Annotated in this window: 10 protein-coding genes and 1 tRNA gene; 7 read left to right on the forward strand and 4 right to left on the reverse strand. The window is 45.2% G+C overall.

Annotation, left to right across the window (positions count from 1 at the left end; translation table 11 throughout):
• Positions 1-820: 820 nt before the first annotated feature.
• Both EV12_RS10310 and EV12_RS10320 read left to right on the forward strand, forming a co-directional pair.
• Positions 821-1,564 (forward strand): type 1 glutamine amidotransferase, encoded by a 744-nt coding sequence (locus EV12_RS10310; protein ID WP_036915064.1) that lies wholly within the window; start codon positions 821-823, stop codon positions 1,562-1,564.
• Positions 1,565-2,394: 830 nt separating this feature from the next.
• The gene (locus tag EV12_RS10320) at positions 2,395-3,480 is read left to right on the forward strand and encodes a fatty acid desaturase (protein WP_052039595.1); all 1,086 of its coding nucleotides are present in this window, start codon (positions 2,395-2,397) and stop codon (positions 3,478-3,480) included.
• A gap of 97 nt (positions 3,481-3,577) precedes the next feature.
• On the opposite strand, the gene EV12_RS10325 is transcribed toward EV12_RS10320, so the two are convergent.
• Positions 3,578-3,664 (reverse strand) — tRNA-Ser (locus tag EV12_RS10325).
• 757 nt (positions 3,665-4,421) lie between these two features.
• Between EV12_RS10325 and EV12_RS13270 the strand changes: the two genes are divergently transcribed.
• The gene (locus EV12_RS13270; protein ID WP_072014311.1) at positions 4,422-4,874 is read left to right on the forward strand and encodes an early protein (E6); all 453 of its coding nucleotides are present in this window, start codon (positions 4,422-4,424) and stop codon (positions 4,872-4,874) included.
• A 43-nt stretch (positions 4,875-4,917) separates the two neighbouring features.
• Here EV12_RS13270 and EV12_RS10330 read toward each other — a convergent pair whose 3' ends face one another.
• From EV12_RS10330 to nrdJ, 3 genes are all read right to left on the reverse strand, one after another.
• Positions 4,918-5,175 (reverse strand): hypothetical protein, encoded by a 258-nt coding sequence (locus tag EV12_RS10330; RefSeq protein ID WP_036915070.1) that lies wholly within the window; start codon positions 5,173-5,175, stop codon positions 4,918-4,920.
• Positions 5,176-5,529: 354 nt separating this feature from the next.
• Entirely contained in the window at positions 5,530-5,796 is a 267-nt protein-coding gene (locus tag EV12_RS10335; protein ID WP_036915071.1) for an RNA recognition motif-containing protein, read from the reverse strand.
• Positions 5,797-5,969: 173 nt separating this feature from the next.
• Positions 5,970-8,312: a ribonucleoside-triphosphate reductase, adenosylcobalamin-dependent gene (gene nrdJ, locus EV12_RS10340; protein WP_193742217.1), complete on the reverse strand. Its 2,343-nt coding sequence runs from the start codon at positions 8,310-8,312 to the stop codon at positions 5,970-5,972.
• Positions 8,313-8,438: 126 nt separating this feature from the next.
• Between nrdJ and EV12_RS10345 the strand changes: the two genes are divergently transcribed.
• From EV12_RS10345 to EV12_RS10360, 4 genes are all read left to right on the forward strand, one after another.
• A complete protein-coding gene (locus EV12_RS10345; protein ID WP_036915073.1) occupies positions 8,439-9,119 on the forward strand; it encodes a class I SAM-dependent methyltransferase in 681 nt (226 codons plus the stop codon).
• A gap of 379 nt (positions 9,120-9,498) precedes the next feature.
• On the forward strand, positions 9,499-11,214 hold the full coding sequence (locus EV12_RS10350; RefSeq protein ID WP_241466614.1) for a peptide chain release factor 3: 1,716 nt from the start codon (positions 9,499-9,501) through the stop codon (positions 11,212-11,214).
• Between the two features lie 76 nt (positions 11,215-11,290).
• Positions 11,291-11,542 (forward strand): hypothetical protein, encoded by a 252-nt coding sequence (locus EV12_RS10355; protein WP_036915074.1) that lies wholly within the window; start codon positions 11,291-11,293, stop codon positions 11,540-11,542.
• A 38-nt stretch (positions 11,543-11,580) separates the two neighbouring features.
• Positions 11,581-12,276, forward strand: coding sequence for a CPP1-like family protein (locus EV12_RS10360; RefSeq protein ID WP_036915075.1), 696 nt, complete (start codon positions 11,581-11,583; stop codon positions 12,274-12,276).
• The last annotated feature ends 231 nt before the right edge of the window (positions 12,277-12,507 follow it).

The following is a 12,507-nucleotide window of genomic DNA, read 5'->3' on the forward strand; positions in this document are numbered from 1 at the left end:
AATCAAGGCTGCCTGGATCCAAAGTGGTGATTTCTCGACCTTCCTTCTAAATTTGAAAAAAATTGCCGAAAGGGGCTGGATCCTTGAGTTTGCCAAATATCAGCCAGTTAGCTTTAAGGCTTGGTGATGGATTGGCTCAGGAATGATTTACAGAAATCATTGATCATTATCTTTTTTAGACTTTATTAATATCTTCTTTGATTTTCTTGGCTTCTGTCATGGTCTATTTCAGTACATTAGTGATGTGTATTTTATATTTAAGCTTGCATAACTATTTAAGCTTTTCGTTCAATCATTTTTCATTGCTCATCGATGGTTATGCAAGATAATTACGGGTCAGGATTCGATTTGCCTTTTGATAAAATATATATTCGTTATTATATGTCAGCCAAGTTGTGTTCTAATCAACATCAATATTCCCTAGTATATGCGATTAGCAGTGTTGTTGCCAGTCAAATTCAGGCATCCTGAGCTTTAATTACACTGCTTTGTGGCGCCTTTGCCAGGAACGATTTCTCGTTAGGTATTTATCATTACATATGACTTCGAATTCTGATTTAAATCCTATACTCCATGCTTTTAATCGATGCTGGTATCATGACTCTACATCCTTAATCAAAATCTATTCTGTCTGATGCATAGCCTTTTAATTGATAGTGGGCAATCATTTTTCCGGGCCCTCGTTATGATGCCCTATTTTATTTGAATGGATTTATTTAACTGCCTCCCCATAAAAGGAAATGGTAATCAATTAGTGGTCTAATGCGAAGATTTCGTTTAACGTCAAAATATCATCACAACTAATCCTTTTGCTAATGACATGACTCGCCTCTTGGTGGTTCAACATTTAGATCGTGAAACTCCTGGTTTGTTTCAAGACCTTGCACATCAACACGGGATAGAAGTCCATGTCATCCGTGTAGACCTTGGGGAACCCTTGCCTTCTTTAGTCAATGGAGATGGTTTGTTGGTGCTAGGAGGACCGATGGGCGTAGGCGATCTGCATAACCCAGTCTTCCCATGGGTACAGGATGAGGTTCTCTTAATTCAACAAGCCTTGGAGCATCAGATCCCTTTTGTTGGAGTGTGTCTTGGTGCACAGTTGCTTGCACATGCTGGTGGTGGTGGTGTTGAGCAACTGTTGGGTGGCGACCCACCGCGACCACTTGCGGAAGTCGGGTGGGCACCAATTAGATCAACGGTCGAGGCGGCAAATCAGTCACTCATAACGTCTTTAATGCAGCCACTGGATGTTTTGCATTGGCATGGGGACAGGATTATTCTGCCTAAAACAGCGACCGTTCTTGCTAGTAGTGAGCGCTGTCGTGAGCAACTGTTCAGAATTGGCCCATTGGCTTATGGCCTCCAGTTTCATCTAGAGATCGAGGACGAAGATGTTTTTCGTTGGATTTCTGAAGACAGTGATTTCATCTGTGCCGCCCTTGGTGAGAACGCAGCAGATATTTTGCGTAATCAGCAGCGATTGTATAGCAGTAGTAGTAGACCTAGGCGGCTAAAATTACTTGCAGGTTTATTTGGCGAGCTTTGGCCATCACATTTTTAGATCATTATATATGATGCAATCTATTTCTACGTATTCTTAAACTACTTACGGTTTAATTCACCAATTTAAACTTAACAAGCAAGTCTCTAGTTTTCCAATGTATTTGACGGTCGTATGCTGTGTAGACTTTAGATAGATCATGTCTTGCGCTAATGTTTGCTTTCCAGCAAACATTAGTTTTTTTAATGCATTTAACTTTGACTGCGTGATCGATGGCTGGATGGTTTTCTTTTAAAACAAAGAAACCTCCGCAAAATTTTTTAAGATGCACTTTCATTGTTTTTTTGTGTCCCATTCCATTATTGGTTACTTTCTTTGCCTATTGATTATGTTTGGTCTATGCCTTGTGCTGGCCAGCAAGAATTTGCATGTAACTTGATGATTAGGTCTTTATAATATTATTTTTGCTCTCTCAGCATGTATTCCTTGGACGTTTCCGCCGACAGCCTTGGTATTCATTAAATGAATCGCAAAAGGTTTATGGCCTGAATCTTTATAGTTTTAAATCATGATGTATGATCGTCAATATATATATTTAATGAGTATTTGGCTTCGATGTTTGCTACTGTTTGATTGTTGCTAAATGAAGTTTTCAATACATTTTCTGGGCGATGGTTGCCTAGCTATCATCAATAGATCAGTGGCCTGAAATGTGTTGAACAAGCTTAGCGATTTCATCCATCTCTATGCAAAGGAGCAGCTTGCTGATAAAAGTGGCATATTAGAGGGGCACTTCAAACGTTAGTCAGATCGCAACACAATCCTACGATCCACCAACTCCACCGGAGAACAGGCCTCTAAACAGGACTGATTTCGTCATTGAGCCCTACTTGCAACGCAGTGACCCTTGGGCTTGTTGGCAGTTGTTATCCACTGTTGTTCCGATCGCTGGATTATGGCTGATGGTGTCATTGATTGGTCAAGCAACCTCTCCAGTTGGTCTGAAGGCTGTTCAATTATTCATTGTTCTTGTCCTGTTGGTTTTGCTGTCGTCTCGCTGTTTTTCTTTAATGCATGATTGCGGACACGGTTCTCTTTTTCACTCCCGATGGCTCAACCGCTCGGCCGGTTTTTTTCTTGGAGTGCTGAATGCGATACCTCAGCACCCTTGGTCACGAGGGCATGCATATCATCATAAGCACAATGGTAATTGGCAGCTTTATCGAGGACCTTCAGCTTTATTAACTCTTGCTCAGTATCAATCTCTATCCAAAATCAACAAGATTATTTATTTTATAAGTCGGCATCCATTGATGTTATTTCCTGGTGGTTTCTTTTACCTCATAATCAAGCCTCGATTGGCCTTGATCCTGGGATTAACAGAATATTGTTGGGCTAAGTGCTGTGAATTTGTTGCAGGTCTTCGAGATGAGGGCTTGAACAGTATCAATAGTTTTAGCTCTCAATTACTGAATCATCAGTCAAGTTATTGGTATACCTCTGGAGAATTAGCTGATCTTCTTGCAAATAACCTCTTGGTACTAGCAAGTTGGTTATTAATGAGTCGATGGCTTGGAGTCGGTCTGTTTTGGACTTGTTACTCGTTGGTGATGACAGCTTCGGCAGCAATCTTTATTTGCATCTTTTTTGTTCAACATAATTTTGAAGGTTCCTATGCTCATGGTAATGACGATTGGAGCTACTTTACTGCAGCAATTGAAGGGAGTAGTAATTTAGATATTCCTATATGGCTTAATTGGTTTTTTGCAGATATTTCTTTCCACAGCATTCATCATCTTTGCGAGCGGATACCTAATTATAGATTGAAGGCATGCCATACACATAATCAAACACTTCTGCTTGGAGCAAAGAAATTACGCATTAAAGACATACCAGATTGCTTTGCTTATATTCTTTGGGACTCAGACTCCAATAAGTTAGTCACACTTTCAGAAGCGAATTTACAACCTGCTTGAGTGGCTCGTCGAACACTCAGATATTGAGTTTCCTGCTACAGCTATAAACATAAAAGCTCTCTTGGAATCTAATAACGTCTTAATACCGTAACTGAAACGGAGAGGGTGGGATTCGAACCCACGATGCCCTTGCGGACATGCTGGTTTTCAAGACCAGAGCCATCAACCACTCGACCACCTCTCCATATCTCATGCTGTCGCTAGGCGACATAATTAATTATACCTGATTGTAGGATCAAGCATCAATCATACTGTTAAAAAATGAATTCGTCCTGAGTAAGCTTAAAGAAAGATCATTAAGCGGATAATAGCAAATGAATAGTATTGATTATATTATTATATAGTTTATGGTAATCCGCGCAATAGACTGGCTACTCTTCTTGTAAATAAATCCTTGCCGTAATAGTTACTATTTATTAAAAAAGGGAATTCTCTATTCATCCTTTGATATAAAAAAATAAGGAGCTTTCTCTGCCTTTCGCGTTTGACTTTTGACAGTCAGATTGATTTTTAATACTGTAATCAATTATTTTCTCACTAGTATCTATCTCTTTTAATGATTAATGCCTACTTGGATTCTTTGATCCAGAATTGGAATAGACAATTAACGACTTTTATTCCCGGTTGGTTGAACTGTGACCGAAATGTCGGCGACGCATCCCTGGTGATTTCAACAACCCCAGATCTTTGTGCTATTTATTTTGGATCAAAATGATGCTTCTTTCTGTTGAATATGGGGAGCCCATCTTTTTGCACCCAAGAGTATTTTGAAAGAATAATTTCAACCTATGACAGGCCTTCCTCTTCTTTCCCTGAATCAATACTACACCTCTGTTGTATGAGTGCATTGCGTCTCTTGTGTCAATTTGTCGACCTGTTCAATTCCTTTCCGATTCAATCGATAAATTATATCTGTCGATGAATTCCTTGAGAAGTTACTGATGCCAAGCAAGCCACGCGATCGGCTTGGAGAAGTTTATGGTCGGCTAACCGTTGTCCGCGCATCAGATCGCCGTACCGCAGCAGGTAATTCATATTGGTGGTGTCGCTGTAGTTGCGGGAATGAGCGTGAGGTACCGAGCGACTCTTTATCTCATAAGTTGAGAAAGAAAAAAAATATTACCGAATGCATTGAATGTTCTCGCGAACTCACAACGGAGGCAGTTTGTGATAAGAATGATCGTGAGGAAAACTTTAGAAGGAAGCAAGCGCTAATGAATCGAGAGAATCTTGTAGGCAAGGTTCCAGATCAATGGCTAAAACTTCCCTTAACTGATGCTCATGCTAGGGAAATCGGAGTAAAGAAATTTTTCAGAGGTATTTACTGTCTTAATGGTCACCTTTCTCCTTATCGAATCAATGGTGGCTGCTTGGCTTGTAATAGAGCTGAATAGGATGCCTATTAACCAATATTCCATGCACTCTGAATAGTATTTCTTACCAAGCACCCATAACATTCATTCCCGTAGCCCAAATCCCCATTCCTACAAGGCACGCGCTAATTGCTCCCATGCCAACACAGCCGATGCTCACCAATCCCATTGACACAACACCAATACTCACAAGGCCCATCGGCACGATGCCGATGGCAATGATTCCACGCGGTGCAATCCCGATAGCAAAAATTTTTGCTAAACCAGAAAACTCTTCTTCTTGTTTAGATTGATTTGGTCCATCAACAATTTTGGGCTTCATGCTTGAATGGCTGTTTGTTGATTGTAATACCCTAGCGCTACTTGCACATATGTAGTCATCCCAAATATGAATCAATTAATTTGATGGGAGAATGATCAATCTATTTGTTCGGCTATCGAGGTCAAATTAGTTTCTTACACTTGCTCTTGTGGTGTGCTCGAGTCATGTGATTGATAGATCTTCTTTCGTAGACGCTAGTGAAGAAAACGTAGAATAAATCCTATACTTTTTGCGATAGGCTTAATGCTTGCTGTCACCTGCCTACTCAAAAGTTGTTGACAATTGATTTGATGGTATACATATCATTCTTCAATTTCACAAGGTATTGTTTTCATATGTGTCTAAGATATTATTTTAGTTTTCAACACTCACGATCCGAAGTTTATTTTCACGATCTTCAATCAGTGTTTTTAGCCACTTGGCTGCAATCGCACGAGAGATCGTGCGATTATGTAGAAATTCGCAGATCACGATGTATAACGGCCCTAAATTGCCCTCAATGTTGAATTGAGCATCGAATTCAAGTAACTGCTCGTCTGTTTGACAAGCTCTAAGTTTGTCCACTATTGCTTCTCGTGTGCTTTTACTCATCGCATTGATCTGGCTCTTGGCAGTGCTCATTGGCTTAAGGCGGTGTAGAACGCTCTTTGCTCACTCCATAAATTGCCACTTTTAGCTTTTGGTTGCCATGCTCTTTACCAACTAATTGATGTGGTCCCATCAGAAATTGAAGATCCATGGCAAGAAACCCGTCCTGGAGCAACCCAGGACAGATTCCATCATGAGAGTCTTCGTCAGACTCCAGGTTTGGCCAGTGGAAGTAGGCATTTGTCTGAATCACAGCCAGCCGGCCCCGCCTCCATCAGTTCACCTTCGTCATAGGAGTGAAGAGCCTCGAAGAAGTTGCTCCTTACCCTCCGATTAACGACCTCTGCTTGCAGGCGCTCGAACGTGTTTTCATTGATCGGTTCAAACGGCAACCGCGGGAAGGTTGCATTGTTGGCATCGAAGCGAGCAAGTAGCGCAGCAGAGATGTAACCCTCACTGTTGTCAATGGCCTGATGTAACGCTTCGCCCAGAGTCTCTATCTCATCCTCCCGCAGTTCGATCGTCGCTGAAGTGTTGTGGGCCGTGTAATGGCGTTGCACTTGCATGTAGAAATCAAATTGAGCGAGTGCAGAGAAGTTATTGATATTGACAGCATCGGCACCAGGAAGATTGGCCCAGCTGACTTCTGTGGGGATTTCAACCAACCATTCGCTGCAGCGTGGATCAAATGGATCATCCAGCAAGCGACCTTGCTCATCTTTATCAGATTGAGACGGCACAATGGTGTATCCGTAGTCCATACATGCCATTGCTACTGGATCATTTTTTCGGAAGGTAATCCGACGTATGAAACGTTGAGCCTTAGGAGGATGCCATCCCGGAGCTGCTCCTGTAAGCAGACTTTTCGTTCCGGCTGGTTGCACTGTGGTGCAACGGCTAGGGCGACGCATCCCGTGGCGATCGCAATAGTCCCAAACAGTTTCGTTGACTATTTTTTTCCAACCGATCAAAAAGGATGCTTCCTTTTGCTTGAAATCGCGACCTTCATCTGTGTCAGGTCTGCCGTTTTCCCACCATCTGAGCCAGGCAGTGCCGAAGGCATGGACAAAGAAGTCAAATAAGCCAGTAAAACTCACGCCCACAATTGGATCCCAGGCACGGCTTTGGCGATATCTGGGAACTTCAAAGCGATGGTTCAGTAGGCAGGCAACCGATAGAGCCGCAGCTTTGAATGCATCGGCTTGACCTTCTTCATCGGAAGGGTCGATTTGGTTGAGATGGATCTCGGCCAAATTGCAGTGAAAATCTGCTCCAAGAATTTCCCCGCATGGGTTTAGGCCATAGCGGCCTAGTCGATGCTCTACTTCGCTGGCATCGATCGGACCGTGGTTGGTCTGCAACCAGCGACCTGCTTCGTCTTTTCCTTGATCGCAGTAGACCCCAATGAATTCCTGGCGTAATTCTTGTGTGGTGAGCAGGTCTGCATTGGAACGGGCAATGGCCTCTGGTGCGAATTGGATGGCACCCTCTCCAGAGTGGAATTGTTTTCTTACGGCATCAATCACAATGGATCGGCTCGGTCTGTTGTGGTAAACCCTGGTGTGATTTGCCATGCGTAGCGCATCTTTTTCGGGATCGATGCGCCAATTGCCGTCGGAATCTTGATGCCAGAGATTCTCTTTGGCATCTGCAGCTGCAAGATCTTCCGCCGAGAACTGACGCATGCCAGCACTGCGGCGGATGTTGCCTGCAACGATCGTTACTGCTGCTTCGTCAATTAGGAGGCAACACTCCACTGATGTGAGGCGACGGCCGACTGCCTTGCCAAGCAGTCGAGCGACACGGGTATAAAGATCCTTCAGCTTCACTGGATTGGCCATTCCACCAAAGCCCTTGAGGGTCTCGCCTACTGGCCTTACGTCTGAAAGGTCAATGCTCACATTGATGGTTTGTCCAGCGAAGCGTTCGTCGCTGCATAGTTCGAGTAATAACTGATAGCTGTCAACCCATCCACGACGTGTGTCTCCAACCTTGATCAAGACGTTGTCGTTTTCAATGCTGTGCGTTGTGTGCTCTTGTCTTTGATGTGCTGCTGTTAGGCCGATATCTGTTACGCCATTGATTTTGATGGGGTTGCGAACCACCGGAAGCTGAGCAATCAAGTGAGGTTCAATGACTGCACCAGTTCCGCAGCCCATCATCGCAAGGTCCATCATCAGACCAAAGGCTTCCCAATCCACCAGGTTGGTGGATGTGCAGTTGTACGCACCTGAGAAATTCTCTGATTTTTGGATCCAATCCGTTCCACCGATCCATAGCCAGCGTCCAGAGGGGAGAGCCTTTTTCTCGGCTTGCATGCGCGACATCAGCGCCACCTCCTCAGCTCTGAGTTTTCCGAGCTGCTGCAGTCCTTGGAGGTTGCGTGTGCTGACTTCGTTCCAGCTTTCTCGTCCCGAGGAGGTGCGGCGGCTATAAGTGCGATAAAAAACTGGATTAGCGGCTGGAGCTGTAGCAGGGAAATCGCCACGTTGTCCGCTGGCTTCTAAGGCTGTCATTGCTATCTCAGGTCTGCTCGAAGTCAGGGTCATAGGTTGGCTCATGCCGATAAGTATGGGAACGCTACCGCCACTTATGGTGTCTGCAAGCTTTAGTAACACCATCGACAGTGCCTGGTTGAGACTAGTGAGAAATTTGAGTGAGATCTTGTGAGGCGGTTGCCTGAGCCGGAGTTAATGAATGATCCGCTTCAGGCCAAGGCCTATGCCGAAGCAGATTTCTCCTGTGCCGATGAGGCATTGATCAATCGCTTGCAGGATTATCTGATCAGCTTGAGCAAGGTTCCTTCTCCAGGCAGCATGATCGTTGATCTTGGTTGTGGACCTGGAAATATTTGTGAGCGTCTTCAGTGCCTCTGGCCTGATGTGATGGTGCTTGGCATTGATGGCTCTCAAGCCATGCTTGATCACGCTTTGCAACGGCAAAAAGCGATGGCAGCCGAACTTAAGCGACTGACCTATCGCTGTTCCAATCTTTCATCACTAGTGAACCAATCCGTCGATTTGGAAAATTCGGCTGCTCTCGTTGTTAGTAATAGCTTGCTTCACCACCTTCATGACCCTAATCTTTTATGGCAGGTTACTAAGTATTTAGCAGCCCCAGGTGCGATTGTTTTTAATCGCGATCTGCGTCGACCCTCGTCCACTGAACAGGCTATTGCGCTTCAACAAAAACACATGCAGCAAGCACCTTCTATATTGATTCGCGATTATTTGGCGTCTCTGCACGCAGCCTTCACCTTGGAGGAGGTGCAGACACAGCTTGATCATGCAGGGCTAGATCATTTGCATGTGAACGAAGTTGAGGACAGGTATCTCGAAGTATTTGGCACGATCTAACTGCATAGGTTCAGTTTGATTTATGAGGCCTTCTTGCCCATTCTCACAAGTGAGGGAGCAAGCCTTTCCCCATTGAATTGAGTTGTCGCACAATCGAAGTATTGAGATCAATGTTGGTGTTTACTAGCTTGCTTGCAGGTATGGGTAAGTACTAGAAATTGATGAGATTGGTGGCGTCGATGAATCAGGATTGATTGATAACGGTTAAGCACTTTACCGGAACAGTTCTTGTCACTGAGATTAGCTTAGATTGAAAAACTGATCACAATCATTCATTGACAGAGGCTTGCATGTACTCGTGCATCTGCCATGAAGAGAATTCCTCGTCTTATGAATCTCAGAGGCAGTCAAGTGCTGGATCATTTATCGCACCTTTAATATGCACTTGCACCCGCCAGATCTTCGTTACCGCTTGACCTCTCTTCCCGATTCCCCGAGCGCGCCGATTGATTCGGCTTCTTCGATCGATATAGATCAAGTCCTTGAGGCCTCGTTGGCCGAGGCCATTAGCCGTCGCCGCAATTTCGCGATCATTTCCCATCCGGATGCAGGGAAGACCACCCTTACAGAAAAATTGTTGCTTTATGGAGGTGCGATCCAGCAAGCCGGGGCCGTTAAAGCTCGTGGTGAGCAGCGCAAGGTGACCTCTGATTGGATGGAGTTGGAGAAGCAGCGGGGTATTTCGATCACCTCCACCGTGCTGCAGTTCGATTATGCCGATACCACAATTAATCTCCTTGATACACCCGGACACCAGGATTTTTCTGAAGACACTTATCGCACCCTGGCGGCTGCAGATAATGCGGTGATGCTTGAGGATGCAGCTAAGGGTTTAGAACCTCAGACAAGAAAGTTGTTTGAGGTATGTCGCATGAGACATATCCCAATCTTTACTTTCATCAACAAGATGGATCGCGCAGGGCGGGATCCTCTGTTGCTCTTGGATGAGATTGAAGCAGAGTTGGAATTAACACCTTGGGCCGTGAATTGGCCTATTGGTAGCGGGGAGTTATTTCGTGGTGTTATTGATCGCCGGACTAGAAATGTCGTTCTTTTTACACGAGCGGAAAGGGGCCGGCAAGCTAGTGAGCGTCATCTACATCTTGACGATCCGGAACTGCCAAGCCTTGTCGAGAAGGAGCTTTTGGATCAGGCTTTAGAAGAGTTAGAGCTCTTGGAGGCAGCAGGTGCAGAGCTTGATCTGGAATTAGTACATGCAGGCGAGTTGACACCTGTGTTTTTTGGTTCAGCAATGACCAATTTTGGGGTAAGGCCTTTCCTTGATGCCTTTCTTGAGATGGCGCAGCGGCCTGTAGCTCGTTCTACAAGTGAGGGTCCTGTTGATCCTTTGCGTTCGTCCTTCAGTGGCTTTGTGTTCAAATTACAGGCCAATATGGATCCTCGCCATCGTGATCGTGTTGCCTTTGTAAGGGTCTGCAGCGGACGTTTTGAAAAGGATATGACGGTGCGTCTAGCACGAACCGGTAAATCCATACGTCTATCTCGCCCACAGAAATTATTTGGCCAAGAACGTTCGGTAGTTGATGATGCTTATCCAGGTGATGTTATTGGTCTAAACAACCCCGGTATGTTTGCAATTGGCGATACTCTTTATACCGGTTCTCGAGTTGAATACGAGGGGATACCATGCTTCAGTCCTGAGATATTTAGCTGGTTACGTAACCCAAATCCTTCGGCATTTAAAAACTTCCGTAAAGGAGTTAATGAGTTAAGAGAGGAAGGTGCCGTACAAATTCTCTACGACACTGACCAGAGCAAACGGGATCCCATTCTTGCTGCAGTAGGTCAGTTGCAGCTTGATGTTGTTCAGCATCGTTTAGAAAACGAATATGGCGTTCAAACCCGCCTTGAGCCTATGGGATTCCAAGTGGCACGATGGGTCAGTGATGGTTGGCCTGCTCTGGATGAGATGGGTCGCATCTTTAATTGCAAGACCGTTCAGGATGCCTGGCAGCGCCCTGTTCTCTTGTTCAAGAACGAGTGGAACCTTAATCAGCTTCTTGATGATCACCCTAAGTTGGAACTGAGTGCTGTCGCGCCTGTGGTGAGTGGTGTAGAGCCGATCAGCCTCTGAGCTTTCGGCTTAAATCTGCTTCCCTGATGAAATGGACTCGCGATTCACTGCTCTAGTTAGCCAGAATCGTTAAAGAATGTTTTCAGTGGTAGTGGACAACCAATGGCTGATACGTCCCCGTGTTGATGGTGGGACTGAGTACGTTTGCTTTCGTGCTCCAAGCTGCAATGATCAGCCTGGAAGGGTTGAAATGCTAGTTGGCTCCCACCTTCCACCACAGATGCCGTTGCTCAAGAGTAGGCAGTGGATGGGACGGCAAGAGGCTTTGGTTTGTTGCAAACAGCTCCAGAGCAGCCATGGCTATTGCCATGGCGCACCCCTCTTTTGAGCTGATCTCGATACGCTCAGAGTAGTTCTCGTAGAACCATGGCCTCGGGCATCGGCTCCAGTTCGAATCCAGGGTCGCAGGATCCATACTCCATTCTTGGTCTTGAACCAGGAGCCAGCTTTGAAGCTGTGCAACAAGCAAAGGAAAAGCGGCTTTTAGAGGTGGGAGATGACCTACAAGCAAGAGCAAGGGTTGAAGCGTCCTACGACGCTGTGCTTATGTCCAGCCTCAAGGAACGTCAGCTTGGCAAAGTGAGCAATGCTGCAGTAAGTGCCTCTCAGCGAGAGGAGGTTCAGGTAGTGACAGCAGGACGCAGTGGTGGAAGCAATGCACTGCTTACACGCCTACGCAGTATCAATTCATCAAGTTCTAACACCAAGCCTGGAGAATTCTGGCCGAATCTCTCCCTACCTGAAGGTCAGGGCCTGACTGTTCGATTGGTGTTGGGAGGCCTTGCCTTATTGCTTGTGATTGTTGCTCCTGTTGGTAGTACGGAGCTCATTCTTTCTGTCTCAACAATCGCTCTGTTTTTGAGTCAAATCAGACGAGGTCGTCGCCCACTTGCATCATTGGGATGGAGTGTCCTCTTGCTCGCTACAGGCTTGATTCTTGGGGGACTCCTCATGCAAGCAATGACAGCTTTGCCAAGCGTTACCCTGCCGATTACAGGAGATCAGCTTGAGGCGGTGCCAACCGTTTTGTTGCTTTGGGGTGGCGCACTTCTGTTAGCTTGATCAGATAAGACCGATTTAAACAATGGCTCGCTTTAACGATCTAGTTAACTGATAAAAAGGCCTATGTTGCTTCTATTAAGCAATTAGATAGTCTTCCAAATTATAGCTCAATTGTATATTAAGAGCTTCCTTAAGTATGCTTTTGAGTCCTTCAGTAATGAGTCTTAGGGTTGCAATGCTCGTCGGCGCTTAGGCTAATCTTTTGTTTTTATTCAATTTCATCAATTACCT

Origin of the sequence: Prochlorococcus sp. MIT 0701, from assembly GCF_000760295.1 — a bacterium.
Taxonomy (GTDB): domain Bacteria; phylum Cyanobacteriota; class Cyanobacteriia; order PCC-6307; family Cyanobiaceae; genus Prochlorococcus.

Excerpts from the sequence above, each read along its gene's own strand:
- EV12_RS10310 (WP_036915064.1), top strand. The coding sequence starts at position 821 with ATGACTCGCCTCTTGGTGGTTCAACATTTAGATCGTGAAACTCCTGGT.
- EV12_RS10350 (WP_241466614.1), top strand. The coding sequence starts at position 9,499 with ATGCACTTGCACCCGCCAGATCTTCGTTACCGCTTGACCTCTCTTCCC.
- EV12_RS10330 (WP_036915070.1), bottom strand. The coding sequence starts at position 5,175 with ATGAAGCCCAAAATTGTTGATGGACCAAATCAATCTAAACAAGAAGAA.
- EV12_RS10335 (WP_036915071.1), bottom strand. The coding sequence starts at position 5,796 with ATGAGCACTGCCAAGAGCCAGATCAATGCGATGAGTAAAAGCACACGA.
- EV12_RS13270 (WP_072014311.1), top strand. The coding sequence starts at position 4,422 with ATGCCAAGCAAGCCACGCGATCGGCTTGGAGAAGTTTATGGTCGGCTA.
- nrdJ (WP_193742217.1), bottom strand. The coding sequence starts at position 8,312 with ATGACCCTGACTTCGAGCAGACCTGAGATAGCAATGACAGCCTTAGAA.
- EV12_RS10355 (WP_036915074.1), top strand. The coding sequence starts at position 11,291 with ATGTTTTCAGTGGTAGTGGACAACCAATGGCTGATACGTCCCCGTGTT.
- EV12_RS10360 (WP_036915075.1), top strand. The coding sequence starts at position 11,581 with ATGGCCTCGGGCATCGGCTCCAGTTCGAATCCAGGGTCGCAGGATCCA.